The organism is Halobaculum sp. D14 (assembly GCF_051195135.1).
Classification (GTDB): domain Archaea; phylum Halobacteriota; class Halobacteria; order Halobacteriales; family Haloferacaceae; genus JBNTKA01.
On record NZ_JBNTKA010000002.1, the window covers coordinates 479,663 to 496,508 of the forward strand.

The window sequence follows — 16,846 nt, forward strand, 5'->3', positions numbered from 1 at the left end:
CCACCGGCGCCGCAGACGCCTCGTTTTCGCCGGCTTCGCAGACAGGAGCGACTGCTCGGAGAATCGGTGTTCGGCGTCGGTCGGCTGCGAGAAAAATCGGGTCGAGTCGCGGTCGGACGACGGTGCAGCGACGGAGCGGGAGTCCGGTGAGGTGGGCTGTGGCAGACGTGGTTACATCGCGCCGCCCATGCCACCCATACCGCCCATGCCGCCCATGCCGCCGCCGGGGGCGCCGCCTTCCTCGTCGTCGCCGGCCGTCGACAGATCGCCGGCGGAGATGATGTCGTCGATTTTGAGGACGAGGTTCGCGGCCTCGGTGGCGCTCGCGAGCGCCTGCTCTTTGGAGTGAGCCGGCTCGACGACGCCCGCCTCGAAGGTGTCCTCGACGTCGCCGCTGAACACGTTCAGGCCGGCGTTCGTCCGGCCGCTCTCGTGTGCGGCGCGCAGGTCGACGAGCGTGTCGATGGCGTCGAGCCCGGCGTTCTCGGCGAGCGTCCGGGGGACGACTTCCAGCGCGTCGGCGAACGCCTCGACGGCGAGCTGTTCGCGGCCGGTGACGGAGTCGGCGTAGCTGCGGAGCCGCGAGGCGAGTTCGACCTCGATGGCGCCGCCGCCGGGGACGACGCGGCCGTCCGAGACCGTGGTGGCGACGACGTCGAGCGCGTCGGTGACGCCGCGTTCGAGTTCGTCGACGACGTGCTCGGTGGAGCCGCGGAGCAGCAGCGTCACGCCGTGAGCCTCGTCGCCGCCTTCGACGTAGAACAGGTCGTCCTCGGAGTCACGGGAGACGGAGCCGTGTGCGAGGTCGGCGGCGGTCGCGGAGTCGAGGTCCGAGACGATGGAGCCGCCGAGGATGTTCTGGAGGAACTGGAGGTCGGACTTCTTGACGCGGCGGGCCGCCAGGATGCCTTCCTTCGCGAGGAAGTGCTGGGCCATGTCGTCGATGCCCTTCTGACAGAACACGACGTTCGCGCCGGTGTCTTTGATCTGCTGGACCTTCTGTTTCAGCTGCTCTTCCTCCTGGTCGAGGAACTGCTGGAGCTGGTCCGGCGAGTCGATGCTGACCTGCGCGTCGGCGTCCGTCTCCTCGACCTCGATGGGGTCGTTCAGCAGCAGGACGTTCGCGTCCTCGACGCTGGACGGCATGTCGTCGTGCAGCGGGTCCTTGTCGATGACGGCGCCCTGCAGCAGTTCGGACTCGCCGGCGGAGCGCCCGGTCTGCGTCTCGATTTTGACGTTCTCGAGGTCGACGACCGTGGAGCCGTCGTCGGCGTCGACGCTGACCTGCTTCACCGCGCGGTAGATGAGGTCGGCGAGGACGTCCTTTTCGAGTTCGGCGCCCTTCCCGGTCATGGAGGTCTCGGCGACCTTCTTCACGCGGGCTTCGTCGTTGGGGTCGACGCGCTCTGCGATGTCGTCGACCTCGGCGCGAGCCTCCTCGGAGGCCAGCCGGAAGCCCTTGATGACGGCCGACGGATGGATATCCTGTTCGAGGAGGTCCTCGGCGTTCTTCAGGAGTTCGCCGGCGATCGCGACGGCGGTCGTGGTGCCGTCGCCGGCCTCGTCCTCCTGGGTTTCCGCGACCTCGATGATCATCTCGGCCGTCGGGTTGTCGATGTCCATCGTCGTCAGGATGGTGACGCCGTCGTTCGTGATGGTGACGTCGCCCATCGTGTCGACGAGCATCTTGTCCATCCCTTTCGGTCCGAGCGTCGACCGGACCGCGTCAGCGACGGCGCGCGCGGCCGAGATGTTGTACTCCTGTGCGTCCTTGTCCTTTACGCGCTGGGCGTCTTCCCCCATGATGACCATGGGCTGGCCCTGCATCCGTCGTTGACTCATGCTCAACCGGGAGTGTGGTTGTGATTCTACATAAAGCCTCGGGTACCGGGCGCAGCGCCGACCGGCCGACCCGGACCCGGATACACCGGAAATAGCGGCGACAGCCTCCGCTCCCCGTGTTAACTGCTACCACACGGACGGCGGCTCTCACACCGACACGCTGCCCGCAGCTACGCTTTAAGTAGCCGCGTTCGTCGCTCGCCCCGCCCGAACCGTCTCTGTCGCCGCCTCGCGGCCACGGGCAGCGTCGCTCGCCGGCATCCGGTCAGCCACGGTTCGCTGGCGTCCGGTCGGCCACGAGACGGCCATCGCTCGTCGACGCAGCGTCACCGCGAAAAAGGGTTCGTCGGTCGTCGACGCCGGCGTTACTCGTCCAGCGTCGACGGCTCCGTCAGCAGCTCCGACTCCGCGTCCGCGGGCGGATACTCGGGCTCGTCCGACTCGTCGGCGTTCAGCTCTCGGCGTGCGAGGTGGTGTTCGAGCTGTTCCCGCTTCTTCGCGCCCTGCCGTTCGCGCCCGCGCTTCGTGTCTGGCATTGACAACCGTGACAACGCTACCCACGATTATGAACCTTTCCACGCCGTGCGACTCCGTCGAGGACCGGTCCCGGCGCGCCCGCGTCACACCGGCGTGCCGGCGCCTGCCCCGGGTTGTCAGCAGGCGCCCCGGCCGGACGGGCCCGTTAAGTGGCTCGACGCCGTGCGTACCCGTAATGACCGAACGGCCGTTCTGCGTCGAAGTCGGATGTGTCGAGCGACGGGGTGGCGCGTAGATGCCGAAGGAGTTCATCGAGGTACGCGGCGCCGAAGAGCACAACCTGAAGGACCTCGACGTCGACGTCCCGCGCGAGGAGTTCACCGTCGTCACCGGGCTGTCCGGCTCGGGGAAGTCGTCGCTGGCGTTCGAAACCATCTACGCGGAGGGGCAGCGCCGCTACATCGAGTCGCTGTCCGCGTACGCGCGGAACTTCCTCGGACAGATGGACAAGCCGCAGGTCGAGTCCGTCGAGGGGCTCTCCCCGGCCATCTCCATCGACCAGAAGAACGCCGCCAACAACCCCCGGTCGACGGTCGGCACCGTCACCGAACTGCACGACTACCTCCGCCTGCTGTACGCCCGCGTCGGCCACCCGCACTGCCCCGAGTGCGGCCGCGAAGTCGGCGAGCAGTCCGCCCAGCAGATGGTGCGCCGCGTCTTCGACCTTCCCGAAGGCACGAAGGCGATGATCGCCGCGCCGGTCGTCCGCGACCAGAAGGGCGCCTTCGAGGAGCTGTTCGAGCAGCTCCGCGCCGACGGCTACGGCCGCGTCGAAGTCGACGGCGAACAGCACGACCTCACCGCCGGCGTCCCCGACCTCGACGAGAACTACGACCACACCGTCGACGTCATCGTCGACCGCGTCGTCGTCCGCGAGGCGGACCGGTCGCGCATCACCGACTCCGTCGAGACCGCGCTCGACGAGGCCGACGGCGTCCTGAAACTCATCGTCCCAGACCCGCCCGAGGACGCCGACATCGGCACCGAGACGCGCTCCACCGGCGACCTCGCCGGCGCCGGCGACGACCGGCTCGTCGTGGAGTTCAGCGAGGAGCTCGCCTGCACGCACTGCGGCATCGACTTCTCCGAAATCGAGACGCGGAGCTTCTCGTTCAACTCCCCGCACGGCGCCTGCCCGGAGTGTGAAGGCATCGGGTCGACGAAGGAGGTCGACGAGGACCTCGTCGTCGTCGACGAGTCGAAGCCCATCAAGTCGGTGTTCGAGCCGTGGAGCTACAACCGGTCGTACTACCGGACCCGCCTCGACAACGTCGCCGAGCACTTCGGCGTCGACGTCGACACGCCGTTCGCGGAGCTCGAAGCGGACGTCCAGCGGCAGTTTCTCTACGGCACCGACGAGGACGTCGTGTTCGAACAGCAGACGAAAAACGGCGTCCGGCGCAAGACGCAGCCGTTCGAGGGCGTCATCCCGAACCTCGAACGCCGCCACGTCGAGACGGACTCCGACCGCACGCGCGAACACATCGAGGAGTACATGGCGGTCACGACCTGCCCGGCGTGCGACGGGACGCGGCTGAAGCCGCAGAGCCGCTCCGTGCTCGTCGACGGCACCGCCATCACCGACGTGAACCGGATGAGCATCGGCGACGCCCTCGACCACTTCGAGGGGCTGGAGTCGACGCTCACCGACCGCGAACGCACCATCGCCGAGGAGATCCTGAAGGAGATTCGCGCGCGACTCGGCTTCATGGAGGAGGTCGGGCTGGAGTACCTGACGCTCGACCGCGAAGCCTCGACGCTGTCGGGCGGCGAGAGCCAGCGAATCAGGCTCGCCACCCAGGTCGGCTCCGGCCTCGTCGGCGTCCTGTACGTGCTCGACGAGCCGTCCATCGGGCTGCACCAGCGCGACAACGACCGGCTGTTGAACACGCTCGAAGGGCTCCGCGACCTCGGGAACACGCTCATCGTCGTCGAGCACGACGAGGCGACGATGCGCCGCGCCGACAACATCATCGACATGGGGCCCGGCCCCGGCAAGCGCGGCGGCGAAGTGGTCGCGCAGGGCGACTTCGACGACATCGTCGCCAGCGACGACTCCGTCACCGGCGACTACCTCGCCGGCCGCAAACGGGTGCCGGTGCCGGACGAGCGCCGCGACCCCGACGGGAAACTCACCGTCCGCGGCGCCCGCCAGCACAACCTCAAAGACCTCGATGTGGACGTACCGCTCGGCACCTTCACCGCCATCACCGGCGTCTCCGGCTCCGGCAAGTCGACGCTGATGCACGACGTCCTCTACAAGGGGCTGGCGCGCCGCATGAACGACAACACCGAAGTCGACCCCGGCGACCACGACGACATCGAGGGCGTCGACGGCATCGAGGGCGTCCGGCTCATCGACCAGTCGCCCATCGGCCGGACGCCGCGGTCGAACCCGGCCACGTACACCAACGTCTTCGACCACGTCCGCGAACTGTTCGCGGAGACCAAACTGGCGAAACAGCGCGGCTACGAGAAGGGCCGGTTCTCGTTCAACGTCAAGGGCGGCCGCTGTGAGGAGTGCGGCGGCCAGGGCACCGTGAAAATCGAGATGAACTTCCTCTCGGACGTCCACGTCCCCTGCGAGGAGTGCGGCGGCGCCCGCTACAACGACGAGACGCTCGACGTCACCTACAAGGGCAAAACCATCGCGGACGTGCTCGACATGAGCGTCGAGGAGGCGTACGACTTCTTCGAGAGCCACTCCGGGCTGCGCCGACGGCTCGGCCTGCTGAAGGACGTCGGCCTCGACTACATGCAGCTCGGCCAGCCGTCCACGACGCTGTCCGGCGGCGAAGCCCAGCGCGTGAAGCTCGCCGAGGAACTCGGCAAGAAGGACGGCGGCGACACGCTGTACCTGCTCGACGAGCCGACGACCGGCCTCCACAAGGAGGACGAACGGAAGCTCATCGAGGTGCTCCACCGGCTCACCGACAAGGGGAACACCGTCGTCGTCATCGAACACGAACTCGACCTCGTGAAGAACGCCGACCGCGTCGTCGACCTCGGCCCGGAAGGCGGCGAGAACGGCGGCGAACTCGTCGCCGCAGGCACCCCCGAGGAGGTCGCCCGCGTCGACGACTCCTACACCGGGACCTACCTCCGCGACCACCTCCCGAAGGTCGACCTCGACGGGCCGCGCAGCGACCGGCGACTCCCCGCACGCGACTCCGGCGGCGACGAAGACGGCGCTGACGACCCCGAAGACGAAGCGGAGCCGGCACCGGCGTCCGACGACTGACCACTGGAAGCCGACGCCGACGAACGAAGCGGAGCCGGCGAACGTTTACATACGAATCCGCGGCCAGACGCGCCGATGACGTAGCGAGTCACCGGCCGAGGTGAAGCGGCTGTGCGGCACGGTCTCGGCCGCCGGTTCGGGTGTCGCCTGTTCGCCAATCACTGAACCACGAGACATATCTTCGCTCGCGTCCATCGTCCGGCAATGTACGACTTCGTCGTCGTCGGCGTCGGACCGGCCGGGGCTCGGTTCGCGCGCCGCGCCGCCGAGGCGCGGTACGACGTGCTCGCACTCGAGAAAGGCGAGGTCGGGACGCCGCTCGCGTGTTCCGGGCACGTCTCCACCGACGTCTGGGACTACGTGCCGGCCGACGCGAAAGAGCGGCTGCTGCAGAACCGCGTGTACGGCGCTGACTTCCACGTCGGCGGCCCCGACACCGACGGCTACCGGTTCTACAAGCGCGAGGAGGTGTCGAACGTCATCGACCGCGTCGAGCTCGACCGGACGCTCGCCGGCGCCGCGGTCGACGCCGGCGCCGACGTCCGCGAGGGTCACACCGTCACGGGCGTCGAAGAGCGCGCCGGCCACGTTCGCGTCACGGCCACCGTCGCCGGCGAGGAACGCGAGTTCGAGGGCCGGATGGTCGTCGGCGCGGACGGCCCGGTGTCGCGGGTCCGCCGCCAGCTCGACCTCCCGGAGCCGGACGAGAAACTGCACGGCGTGTTGGCGTTCGACGACACCGCCGACCACGGCGACCACGTCGACGTCCACATGACGGCGCCGCGGTTCTTCGCGTGGCGCATCCCGCGCGGTGACGCCGGCGTCGAGTACGGCCTCGCGGCGCCGCCCGGCCACGAGGTCCGCGACCTGTTCGACCGGCTCACCGACGCCTACGACGTCGACACCGACCGGTTCTGCTCCGGCGCGATTCCCATCGGGCCGCCGGCGGCGACGACCGCGACCCGCGGCTTCCTGCTCGGCGACGCCGCGGCGCAGACGAAGCCGTTCACCGGCGGCGGCATCCTCTACGGGATGCGCGCCGCGGACGTGGCCGCGGACGTCGTCGACCCCGAGGACCCGACGACGCTGCCGGCGTACGAGTCGGCGTGGCGCGACGAACTGGAACGCGAAATCCGGTTCGGCCACTGGATTCGACGCGCCTACTCGCTCCCCGAGCCGGTGCAGCGCGCCGGACTGTGGGCGCTCTCCGGCGAAATCGGGGTCCACATGGACGAGCCGAGCTCGTTCTTCTCCCGCGACCACCTGAAGAAACTGTTCTCGTAGCGCCTGGCAGCGCTCGGCCGGACGGCCAGCGGCGTGGCCGACACGCTGTTACTCGGGGTACGTCGGGAGCCGCGCGGAGCGCGCACTGCCGTCGACGAACGGGAGTTCGACGCGCTCGGCCGGGACGTCGTCGCCGTCGACGCGGACCGCGAGGTCGTCGCCGTCACAGCCGAAGTCGACGTACGCCAGCGCGACGGCTCCGTCGACCGTCGACGAGTCCACCGCGCGCGTCACGTCTCCGACAGCGGCGTCGCCGTCGAACACGGCCGCGCCGGCGTCGGGGCGCTCCTCCGGTCGAAGCCCGACGAGCCGCTGGCTCGGCCGTCCCTGGTTTTCGACCTTCGAGACGACTTCCTGCCCGACGAAACAGCCCTTCTCGAAGTCGACGGCGTTGCGGACGCCGGCGACGTTCGGGAGCCGGCCGCGGAGTTCGGTGTCGAACAGCGGCGTCCCGGCCTCCGCGGTGAGCGTCTCCCAGGTGTCGTAGCCGAACGGCGCGGCGTTCAGCCCGCGGGTGAGCAGGGTGTCGAAGACGCGTTCGGCTTCGTCGGCGGCGCAGATGACCTCGTACCCCTCCTCGCCGGTCGGCGCGTCGCTCGCGACGACGGTGACGCCGACGTCGTTCATGCGGCCGCGGACGAACGACAGCGCCGGCTCCGGCGACCCGGCGCCGTTCAGCACCGACGCGATCTTCTCGGTCGACGTCGGGCCGTGGACGCCGAACACGCCGAAGTCGGCGGATGCGTCGCGGAGTTCGACGTCGTCGATGAACACCTTCTCGGACCAGTCTTCGACGAGCGGCTCGACGCGGCTCGGCGGCGTGAACAGCAGCAGGCGCTCGCCGGCGTTGTAGACGTACATGTCGGTGTCGATGCCGCCCTGCGGGTCGAGCAGCAGCGCGTACGTCCCTTCGCCGTCGTCGGCCGGGACGCTGTTCGTCACCGCGTCGTCGACGAAGTCGACGCGGTCGGCGCCCTCGACGGCGACGACGCCGTACCCCATCTCGATGACGCCGACGCCGTTCCGGACCGCACGCGCGGCGCTGCCCGGGCGGCCGTAGTGCGAGACGACTTCTCGGCCGCCACGGTCCTCGAAGACGGCGCCGTGGTCCTCGTGCAGCCCAGCGACGAGACTCATACGTACTGATACGTTGCTGCCGGCAAAAGCGGTGCGTTCTCCGGCGGTCAGAGCCGCGGACTGCCGGTCGGGGGTCGGCTTACAGCCCGAGCCGCTCCCGGATGGCGTCGAGCAGCGACGGCTCTTCGTCCGGCGCCTCGCCGGGGGCCGGCACGACCCGGTCCGCCGGATAGATTCGGAGGCCGCCGTTGTCGGATTCGACGGTGATGAGCTGCTCCGACTTCAGCGTCGACAGCGCCGCCTCGATGTCGTCGATGCTGGCGTCGACGTGCGACCTAAGTTCGAGCACGGTGATTCCGTCCTCCGCTCTGCCGACGAGCGCGTCGAGGACCGCCACCTCGACGTCGTCCCTGTCGCGGAACTCCGCCCGCGCCTTCATACGTCGTCCGTTGGTCGGCGGCGGCTTACGTGTACCGGCGACCGACCGGGCGGAGCCGGCTTCGCCCGTCCGTCGAGCGTCAGACACGAACGAACCCTTTTAGGCGAGAAGGCGGTTTGAACGACCAATGGGTCTCAGGTGCCTGCTCGGTCACAACTTCACGGAGCCGCAGACCGAGCGTGAACGGGAGGAACGAGGGGACGAGGTCATCATCACCATCACGGAGGTGAAAGAGTGCAAGCGCTGCGGGGAGACGCGCGTCGTCTCCGAGAACAAGGAGGTGACGGCCGTCGAGGACCTCATCGACGGGCCGGCCGACCCGGCTTCGGACCGGCCCGCCGAGTCGACGACCGCGGAGTCGACGTCCGCGGAGTCGACGTCGCAGTCGGTGGACGCGGAGCCGGCGACCGGCGGTGACACGCCGTCGCCGAGCGCGTCGTCCCGGCCGACGGGAACCGGCGTCGGGGGCGACGCGGCCGGCGACGACGCGGAGTTCATCGACGCTGACGCCGGAGCCGGAACGCCGGACGACGGCTCGCCTCGACCGGTAGAAGGCTCGGCGGGCGACGACTCGGCCGCCGCCGGCGACGAGGACGCCGAAGCTGCCGCCGACCGGGACGACTCGGTCATCACCGACGCCGAGAGCGGCGACGAGTTCGACCACCCGGAAGTCGACGACGAGGCCGACGTCGACACCGACGTCGACGACGACGCCGAAATCCTCGACGGGGAGTCCGGCGCCGCGGACGCGGCGGCCGGCGGCGACCCCGACGCGGGTGCGGCGCCGGGGGAGCGACAGCACGGCGAGTGGCCGGACGCCGACGCGAACCGGAAGCAGGCCGCTGCGGAGGAGAGCGAGTCCGGGCCGCGCGCGTGGCCGGACGCGGACGCGACCCACCCCGCGGAGGCGGCAGAGGAGACCGACCAGCCCTCCGCGGGCGAATCGGCCGACGTGGAGTTCCTTGACGACGGCTCCGACGACGAGGACGACGCGGCGACGGAGGCGCGCTCGGGCGTCGTCTCGGGCGCGGACCACCCGGCGGACGGCGCCGAGGGCGTCGACGGCGAGGACGCGGAGTTCATCGACGCGGACGACGACTCGGCAGCCTGGCCGCAGCAGCGCGGCGAGGACGAAGGGTTCGACGCCGAGGTCAGCGACGGCAAGCCCGACGAGGGCGTTTCGGTCGACGGGAACCTGACGCCGCAGGTGGACTCGGACGTCGTCGACGACGAGGACGCGGAGTTCATCGAGGCCGGGCCGAGCGACGACGCGGCGACGGGCGCCGGCGCCACGGAGCCTGCGAGCTCTCAGCCCACTTCCGGCCCGTCCGGCTCGTCCGGCGCGGGAAGCGGGACGCAGCCGTCCGACTCGGGGCCGGCCGACGCTCCGAGCGACCCCGGCGCCGCGGGCGGAGCGACCGACCGAACCGACACCGACCCGGTTCGGAACGGCGCGTCCGCGTCGTCTTCGGCGTCGTCCGCCACGTCGGGGCCGCCGAACGTCGAACTGTCCACCACCGCCGGCGAACCGGACGTCGAGTACGTCTGCCCGGAGTGCGGCAAGACCGAGCCGGTCGGCGCCTCGTCGATGCGCGCCGGCGACATCTGCCCCGACTGCAAGCGCGGCTACATCCAGGAGCGCGAACTGTAGCGCGCCGACGCGAAACCGGGGTTCGCGGACTCGCGGTGCGGCACCACTCCGTCGCCGACGGCGACGGTCCTGTTCTCGGAGTCACTCGGTCGGTCGTTGGGTCCGTCCGGTCGTTTAGTCGTTCGGTCGCTCAGTCGCTTCGTTTGGCTCATCTGAGCGCGTCGACGGAATCGAGCGACGCGGACGAGGCGCAGACCCCCGCGGTTAAGTCGTCGCCGCCGGAACCGTGAGGCGATGACGGAGTTTCGGGTGGCGCTCGCCGGCGACGACGGGACGGTTCGCGCGGCGATCGAATCCGCCGGCGGCGCAGTCGTCGGCGACGCCGCTTCGGCGGACGCGCTGGTGACGTTCGGCGAGGAGGCGCTGGTGGAGGCGGCGCTGGCCGAGCCCGACGCGCCGGTGTTACCGGTGGTTGCCGGCGACGGCGCGCACTCGGTGTCGAAACTCGGCGTCGACTCGGCGCTCGCCGCGCTCGCCGCCGGCGAGGCGTGGACCGTCGACCACCCCGTCCTCGGCGTCGCCGTCGACGGCGACCGGTTCCGGGCCGTACTCGACGTGACCCTGCTCACTGCGGAGCCGGCGCGCATCTCCGAGTACGCCGTGGAGACGCGCGAGGAGCCGCTCGCGCAGTTCCGGTCGGACGGCGTCGTGGTGGCGACGCCGGCCGGGTCGAGCGGCTACGCGCGCGCCGCCGGCGGCCCCGTGTTGACGCCGGGAACCGGGCTGTCGGTGGTACCTATCGCGCCGTTCACGACGAAAACCGAGACGTGGGTGGTCGACGAGCCGCCGACGCTCACCGTCGAGCGCGACGAGGCCGCGGTGCAGCTGCTCGTCGACGACGACGCGGAACGCCGCGTTCCGGCGGGCGTCCCGGTCGAACTCCGCGTCGACGACGCCGTCGAACTCCTCCGGGTGCCCCGGCACCGGGAGGGGTAGCAGTCGCCCGCACGTCGCTCGGGATTGGAAACCTTCTAATGAGTCGTCGTCCGAGTACCCTGTATGCAACCGCTTCCGCTGGAGTTCCTCGTCCCGCTCGGGGCGCTGGAGTCCGTCGCGGACCTCATCCCGTTCGTCATCTTCGCGCTCGTGTTGGCGAACTTCGCGACGCGGTTCCTCGCACAGCGTAGCTACGAGCGGCTGGCCGCCGAAGGCGACGGAGACGACGCCATGTCGCGGTACCTGCCGCACGAGGCGACGAACGTCCTGCTGGTGCTGTCGTCGTTCGCGTACATGGTCGTCCACCCGCACGGCGGCATGGTGCTGTCGGTGCTCGTCGTCGGCCTGTTCATCTCGGACGTCTTCGAGTACGAGTCCCGCTGCGTCGAGGCGCGGAACGACCTCGAACTCGAAAAGCCGAAGGGCTCCATCGCCGCGTCCGCGCTGGTGTTCCTGTACGCCGGCTTCCAGGCGCTGTTCTTCGTCGTGCAGCCGCTCTGGAGCGCCGTCGTCTAACCGCGTCGTCTCCCCGGCTCCGCGGGCCGCGCTCGCCCGCCGACTTCGACGGTTCGTCGCACGAACCGGCAACGGCGCCGTGAACCGCCGGCTTTTCGACGGCGCCGCACCTCCGTGCCGCCATGACAGACTCGGCGCTCGTCGTCGGCGGCACCCGGTTCATCGGCCGCCACGTCGTCGACGACCTCCGCGAGAACGGCTACGACGTCTCCATTTTCAACCGCGGGAACCACGACAACCCGTTCGCCGACGCCGACGACGTGACCCACGTCGAAGGCGACCGCACCGACGACACCGACCTGCGGGCCGCGAAACTGGCGGTCGAACCGGACGTCGTCGTGGACTGCGTCGCGTACAAGCCGGGCGACGTCGAGGCCGCGGTCGACGTGTTCGCCGACGTCGAGGGCTACGTCTACATCTCCTCGGGGTCGGCGTACGGCGCCGAGGAAATCCCGAAGCGCGAGGGCGAAACGGCGCTGTGCGAGTGCACCCCCGAGCAGGCCACCGACGACTCCGGCGCGACGTACGGCCCGCGGAAAGCCGAAGGCGACCGGGTCGTCGCCGCGGCCGCCGAAGACGGCGTGAACGCCACGTCGGTCCGCCCCTGCATCGTCTACGGGCCGCACGACTACACCGAACGGCTCGACTACTGGATCGACCGGGTCCTGAACCACGACCGCGTCGTCGTCCCCGGTGACGGCCAGAACCTCTGGCACCGCGCGTACGTCGAAGACGTCGCCGCCGCGCTCCGCATCGTCGCCGAGCGCGGCGAGCCGGGCGAGGCGTACAACGTCGGCGATCGGACGCTGCTCACGCTCGAAGACACCGTCGACCGCATCGCCGACGTCGCCGACACGGACTGCGAGGTCGTCCACGCCTCCGACCGCGAACTCTCCGCCGCCGGCCTCGCCGCGGACGACTTCGTGCTCTACCGCGACTACCCGCACGTCCTCGACACCGACAAGCTCGCCGCGCTCGGCTGGGACTCCACGCCGCTCGACGACGCCATGCGGCGAACCGTCGACGAGCACCGAGCCTCGGACCGCGACGGCAGCGAACACGACCCCGGCCGCGACGCCGAAGAGCGCGTCCTCGGCGTGCTCGACACCGTCTGAACCGAACCTCGGGGCGGCACGGCGGGACCTCCGCGGCGGCGCGGCGGCGCGGCTCCGTCCGCGCCGGACGCGCGAGGGGCGAACGAGGAGCGAAGCGACGAGTGAGTCGGCTGGGGAGGGCGAGGCTGCGACTCCGCGCCCGACCGCCGCGTTCGCAGCCGCGGCTGCCGTCGCCGTCACAGCCACAGCCGCAGCCGCAACTGTTACAGCAGTAATAGCGACCGCCTCAGCAACGACTGTCGCAGTAGCAACTGCCTCAGCAGCAACTGCCACAGCTGCACGCCACAGCTGCAGCCGCCGGTCACGAACTCGTGGCGGCGGCAGTAGCGGCGAACAGCAGCGGCCGACTCACCGGGGACCACTGGGGCGGCGGCCTACACCGGGTCGAGGTCGTCCGGGTCGCAGTCCATCTCGGCGACCTCCGCCTCCAGCCACTCGCGGAACCACCGGACGCGCTTCAGCCGCTCGTGCGCGATGGACTCGGCGGTGTCCGACTCGATGCGGGCCGCGTGGTCCTTCCCGCGCTCCAGGACGCGCTGGACCATCTGCGCCGCGTCCATGTGCGTCCGCGCCTCGTACCCCATCCGGAGCAGCATCAGCGCCGTGCCGTTCGCGCCGATCTTGTCCAGCAGGTCCGCCTCGATGAGACACTGCGCCTCCAGCGACAGGTCCGTCAGCGACCCCTGATACGAGTGGTCCTCGACGACGCCGCACACCTCCTCGACGAACGACTCCGGGTAGTCGCCGTGCGTCGTCAGGTACTTCCGGGCGACGCGCGCGCCCTCCTCGGCGTGGACGTCCTGGTCGGCCTCCAGTTTCGCGACGTCGTGGAACACGGCGCCGACCCGGACGACGTCCGCGTCCGCGCCCTCCTTCGCCGCGATGCGGTCCGCGAGCCGAACGACGTTCAGGATGTGGTTGAAGCGGTACTCCGCCGAGTGCCACGGGTACCACCGCATCCGCCCGCCGTCCTCCTCGGACTCCACCGACGCCGCGAGGTACTCGCGGACGAAGTGTTTCATGTCCTCGAACGACTCGTCGTCCACCCGAGACCCCTTTATTTCGACGCCCACGGCCTCCACCTCCGTTGGCCGGCTCGAACAGGAGAGACGTAAGTTCTCATTACGGTACACGAGGCGGTTTTCGTTCTTAGTCGTTACGACAGCACAACTGGGCGTCCGTCGAGCGGCCGCCACGCACCGGAAATCACCCCGGAAACCGCCCGCGAACTGCTCGACTCCGGCGGCAACCGTCGCCGCCCGCGGCAGCGCTACTCGCTCAGGAGTTCGCTGACCGCGTCGCGGTCCGGCGACGTCATCGCGCCCTCCGCCGTGCAGGCGAGCGCGCCGGCGGCGACGGCCCGCTCGACGGCCCGCTCGTAGCCGGTCCCGGCGCCGAGCTCGGCGGCGAAGTAGCCCGCGAAGGCGTCGCCGGCGCCGGTGGTGTCGACGACGTCGACCGTCGGCGACGGGACGTGGAACGACGTACCGGGGAGCTCGACGGAGACGCCGTCCGCCCCCTCGGTTTTCACGACCGCGCCGTCGAAGTCGGCGAGCGCGTCCGCGAGCGCCGCGAACTCGGACTCGTTCGGCGTCACCGCGTCGACCGCGGGGTGGCTGACCAGCGGCGCGGCGCCCGCTGCCGGCGCCGGGTCGACGACGACGCACCGCTCGCCGCCGGCGGCGTCCAGCGCGTCCAGCAGCGCGACGGCGGCGTCCACGGGCACCTCGTTCTGGAGCAGCACCGCGTCCGCCGCGGCGACGCGGTCGACGTGGCTCGCGACATACGACTCGTCGAGGTCGTCGTTCGCGCCGGCGACGATGGCGATACGGTTCTCGCCGTCCGGCTCCACCCAGATGTAGGCCGCGCCGGTGACGTCGCCGCGCGTCTGGACGGCCGAGGCGTCGACGCCCTCGCCACGGAGCGTCTCGCGGACGCCGAACGCCGACGCGTCGGCGCCGACCGCGCCGAACATCGCGGTCTCCGCGCCGGCGTGCGCCGCGGCGACCACCTGATTCGCCCCCTTCCCGCCGAGCCGCGTCGTCTCCGCGTCGAAATCCGCCGGCGGCGACTCGACCGGCGTCGTCTCGCCGCGCTCCGGGAACCAGTCGTGTTCGTCGGCGAGCCGCTCGGCCTCCTCGCGGGAGACGCGCCGCATCCGGTCGACGTTGATGCTGCCGAAGACGGCGACGCTGGCGTCGCGCGAACCCGGCGAGGCGGCGCCGTCGCGGGTCATTCTTCGAGGTGGCGTTCGGCGGCGGCGCGCAGGTCGTCGCCGAGCGGCGTCGGGTCCCCGGCTTCGTCCAGCGCCACCTGCGTGGACTCGCCGGTCGCGACGCGCTCGCCGTCGACGCTGAGTTCGTACCGCAGCGACAGGCTAGTGGTGCCGACGTCGGTGACGTCGACGGCGACCGTCACCGGGTCGAGCCGCTGAACCGGCCGTTCGAAGTCGAGCGACAGCGACGCGAGCGCCGCGTTCGACGTCTCGATGCGCTCGCCGACCTCCTCGCGGAAGAAGTCGACGCGGGCGTGTTCGAGGTACGACGCGTAGACCGCGTTGTTGACGTGGCCCATCGGGTCGAGGTCGCGGTACCGGGTCTGCACGGTCGTCTCGAAGGTCATACCGGCCCATCGAAGGCCTCCGGCTTGTCGGTACTGCTTCCGGCACCACCCGGGCCGTCCCCTGCCTCGCGCCGCCTCCCTCACCTCGCGCCACCTCCGCCGCCTCCCGCCCCACGCCGACCAGCCTGGCGCGCTGTGCGCCGCGGCGGGAAGACGGCGCGAACCGGAGTTTTGAAGCGCGCGGCGTCCCGACCGTGACGTATGAGCCTGGAGATGACCCACGAGTGCCCGGAGTGCGGCGAGGAACAGGGGTTCTGGCGCGTCGCCGCGATGACGATGCACCTCGGCGAGAAGACCAAGTGGCGCTGCAACGAGTGCGACTACGGCTTCGTCCGCATCAACGAAGGCGCCGACATCGACTCCTCCCGCGCCGACCTCTGACGCCGGCCGCACCGCTCCGGCGACGCGTTTCTTCCGCCACCGACGACTGCTTTTCACTCACCGACGACTGCTTCTCACTCACTGACGACTGGCTCTCACGTCACGCGGTCGACCGCCAGCCGACCGGCGACCATCACCGCCACCGCGTACGCGACGTAGCCGGCCCACCACCACCGCGGCAGCGCCGCTGGCTGCCACGCGTACACGAGCACGACCAGCGGCGCGAACACGAGCGCCGCCACGGCGGCCAACGCGGCGAACCGGAGCCGTACCGCCTCGGCGTCGACGGCCATCGCTGCGTCTCCGTCCACGCACCCCACTCGGACGGGCTCGCCCGTGAGTATTCGGGTCGGAAGCCCGGTGAAGCCAAGCTACTTTGCCGGCCTGGCCGTACACGCCGGTATGGCAATCACGCTGTACGCGCTGGACGGCTGCCCGTGGTGCGAGAAGGTGCACGACGCGCTCGCGGACAACGACGTCGCGTACGACACCGTCTGGGTGGACGCGCTCCACTCCGACCGGAACGAGGTGAAGCGGGTGAGCGGACAGCGCGGCGTCCCGGTGCTGGTCGACGACGACCGCGGCGTCACGATGAACGAGTCCGCGAACATCCTCGAATACGTCGAGCGGACGCTCGCCTGAGATGACCGTTTACACCGGCCGCGGCGACGAAGGCCAGACGGACCTCCGCGACATGACGCGCGTCCCGAAGACGTCGCCGCGCATCGAAGCGTACGGAACCGTCGACGAGGCGAACGCGCTCATCGGCGCCATCCGGCCGTCCGGCTACGACGACGTGGACGACCGGCTCCGGGAGATACAGAACCACCTGCACGTGCTCCAGGCGGACTTCGCGAACCCGGAGCCGTCCGACGACGACCCGGTCGTCCGCCCGGAGCACACCGAGGCGCTCGAAGACTGGATCGACGAGATGGACGAGGAGCTCGACCCGCTCACGAACTTCGTCCTCCCGTCCGGCAGCGAGGCGGGCGCGAAACTCCACCACGCCCGCGCCGTCGTGCGGCGCGCGGAGCGACGCGCCGTCGCGCTCGCCGACCAGGAGGACGTGAACGGCGACGCCGTCGCGTACCTGAATCGGCTGTCGGACGCGCTGTTCACGGCCGGCCGCCTCGTCAACAAGCGCGACGGCGTCCCCGAGGACGAACCAACGTACTGACGCCACCGAACCGGTCACAAGGACTTTA

The 16,846-nt window shown here is 70.4% G+C and carries 17 protein-coding genes; 9 read left to right on the top strand and 8 right to left on the bottom strand.

Features of this window, described 5'->3' with window-relative positions:
• Positions 1–171: 171 nt before the first annotated feature.
• Together thsB and ACQUST_RS08230 are read right to left on the bottom strand one after the other, a co-directional pair.
• Positions 172–1,812, bottom strand: a complete 1,641-nt coding sequence (gene thsB, locus ACQUST_RS08225; RefSeq protein ID WP_435128155.1) for a thermosome subunit beta — start codon at positions 1,810–1,812, stop codon at positions 172–174.
• Between the two features lie 395 nt (positions 1,813–2,207).
• Complete coding sequence (locus ACQUST_RS08230; RefSeq protein ID WP_435127199.1) at positions 2,208–2,378, bottom strand: hypothetical protein; 171 nt, start codon at positions 2,376–2,378, stop codon at positions 2,208–2,210.
• A 236-nt stretch (positions 2,379–2,614) separates the two neighbouring features.
• Here ACQUST_RS08230 and uvrA point away from each other — a divergent pair, with 236 nt between their 5' ends.
• Positions 2,615–5,620 carry an excinuclease ABC subunit UvrA gene (gene uvrA / locus ACQUST_RS08235; RefSeq protein ID WP_435127201.1) on the top strand — a complete coding sequence of 1,002 codons (3,006 nt, stop codon included), beginning with the start codon at positions 2,615–2,617 and terminating at the stop codon, positions 5,618–5,620.
• A gap of 204 nt (positions 5,621–5,824) precedes the next feature.
• Positions 5,825–6,904 (top strand): geranylgeranyl reductase family protein, encoded by a 1,080-nt coding sequence (locus ACQUST_RS08240; protein ID WP_435127203.1) that lies wholly within the window; start codon positions 5,825–5,827, stop codon positions 6,902–6,904.
• A 48-nt stretch (positions 6,905–6,952) separates the two neighbouring features.
• Here ACQUST_RS08240 and ACQUST_RS08245 read toward each other — a convergent pair whose 3' ends face one another.
• Both ACQUST_RS08245 and ACQUST_RS08250 read right to left on the bottom strand, forming a co-directional pair.
• The gene (locus ACQUST_RS08245; protein WP_435127205.1) at positions 6,953–8,041 is read right to left on the bottom strand and encodes an aminomethyltransferase family protein; all 1,089 of its coding nucleotides are present in this window, start codon (positions 8,039–8,041) and stop codon (positions 6,953–6,955) included.
• Positions 8,042–8,120: 79 nt separating this feature from the next.
• Positions 8,121–8,420, bottom strand: a complete 300-nt coding sequence (locus ACQUST_RS08250; protein WP_435127207.1) for a DUF6432 family protein — start codon at positions 8,418–8,420, stop codon at positions 8,121–8,123.
• 127 nt (positions 8,421–8,547) lie between these two features.
• Between ACQUST_RS08250 and ACQUST_RS08255 the strand changes: the two genes are divergently transcribed.
• The 4 genes from ACQUST_RS08255 to ACQUST_RS08270 all read left to right on the top strand — a co-directional run bounded on the left by ACQUST_RS08255 (position 8,548) and on the right by ACQUST_RS08270 (position 12,638).
• Positions 8,548–10,071 (top strand): DUF7093 family protein, encoded by a 1,524-nt coding sequence (locus ACQUST_RS08255; RefSeq protein WP_435127208.1) that lies wholly within the window; start codon positions 8,548–8,550, stop codon positions 10,069–10,071.
• 234 nt (positions 10,072–10,305) lie between these two features.
• A complete protein-coding gene (locus tag ACQUST_RS08260) occupies positions 10,306–11,007 on the top strand; it encodes an NAD(+)/NADH kinase (protein ID WP_435127210.1) in 702 nt (233 codons plus the stop codon).
• A gap of 63 nt (positions 11,008–11,070) precedes the next feature.
• Entirely contained in the window at positions 11,071–11,523 is a 453-nt protein-coding gene (locus ACQUST_RS08265) for a DUF7313 family protein (RefSeq protein ID WP_435127212.1), read from the top strand.
• Positions 11,524–11,645: 122 nt separating this feature from the next.
• A complete protein-coding gene (locus tag ACQUST_RS08270) occupies positions 11,646–12,638 on the top strand; it encodes an NAD-dependent epimerase/dehydratase family protein (RefSeq protein ID WP_435127214.1) in 993 nt (330 codons plus the stop codon).
• A 374-nt stretch (positions 12,639–13,012) separates the two neighbouring features.
• Here the strand turns inward: ACQUST_RS08270 and ACQUST_RS08275 are convergent, their stop codons facing one another.
• The 3 genes from ACQUST_RS08275 to ACQUST_RS08285 form a co-directional block, all read right to left on the bottom strand.
• Complete coding sequence (locus ACQUST_RS08275; RefSeq protein WP_435127216.1) at positions 13,013–13,711, bottom strand: HD domain-containing protein; 699 nt, start codon at positions 13,709–13,711, stop codon at positions 13,013–13,015.
• A gap of 197 nt (positions 13,712–13,908) precedes the next feature.
• The gene (locus tag ACQUST_RS08280; RefSeq protein WP_435127218.1) at positions 13,909–14,874 is read right to left on the bottom strand and encodes a PfkB family carbohydrate kinase; all 966 of its coding nucleotides are present in this window, start codon (positions 14,872–14,874) and stop codon (positions 13,909–13,911) included.
• Positions 14,871–15,260 (bottom strand): acyl-CoA thioesterase, encoded by a 390-nt coding sequence (locus ACQUST_RS08285; RefSeq protein WP_435127220.1) that lies wholly within the window; start codon positions 15,258–15,260, stop codon positions 14,871–14,873. Before ACQUST_RS08285 ends, ACQUST_RS08280 begins: the two co-directional genes overlap by 4 nt.
• Before the next feature lie 201 nt (positions 15,261–15,461).
• Between ACQUST_RS08285 and ACQUST_RS08290 the strand changes: the two genes are divergently transcribed.
• The gene (locus tag ACQUST_RS08290) at positions 15,462–15,641 is read left to right on the top strand and encodes a hypothetical protein (protein WP_435127221.1); all 180 of its coding nucleotides are present in this window, start codon (positions 15,462–15,464) and stop codon (positions 15,639–15,641) included.
• A 95-nt stretch (positions 15,642–15,736) separates the two neighbouring features.
• On the opposite strand, the gene ACQUST_RS08295 is transcribed toward ACQUST_RS08290, so the two are convergent.
• On the bottom strand, positions 15,737–15,952 hold the full coding sequence (locus ACQUST_RS08295) for a hypothetical protein (protein WP_435127223.1): 216 nt from the start codon (positions 15,950–15,952) through the stop codon (positions 15,737–15,739).
• Between the two features lie 91 nt (positions 15,953–16,043).
• Between ACQUST_RS08295 and ACQUST_RS08300 the strand changes: the two genes are divergently transcribed.
• Both ACQUST_RS08300 and ACQUST_RS08305 read left to right on the top strand, forming a co-directional pair.
• Positions 16,044–16,283 (top strand): glutaredoxin family protein, encoded by a 240-nt coding sequence (locus ACQUST_RS08300; protein WP_435127225.1) that lies wholly within the window; start codon positions 16,044–16,046, stop codon positions 16,281–16,283.
• Between the two features lies 1 nt (position 16,284).
• Positions 16,285–16,818 (top strand): cob(I)yrinic acid a,c-diamide adenosyltransferase, encoded by a 534-nt coding sequence (locus tag ACQUST_RS08305; RefSeq protein ID WP_435127227.1) that lies wholly within the window; start codon positions 16,285–16,287, stop codon positions 16,816–16,818.
• Positions 16,819–16,846 lie beyond the last annotated feature (28 nt).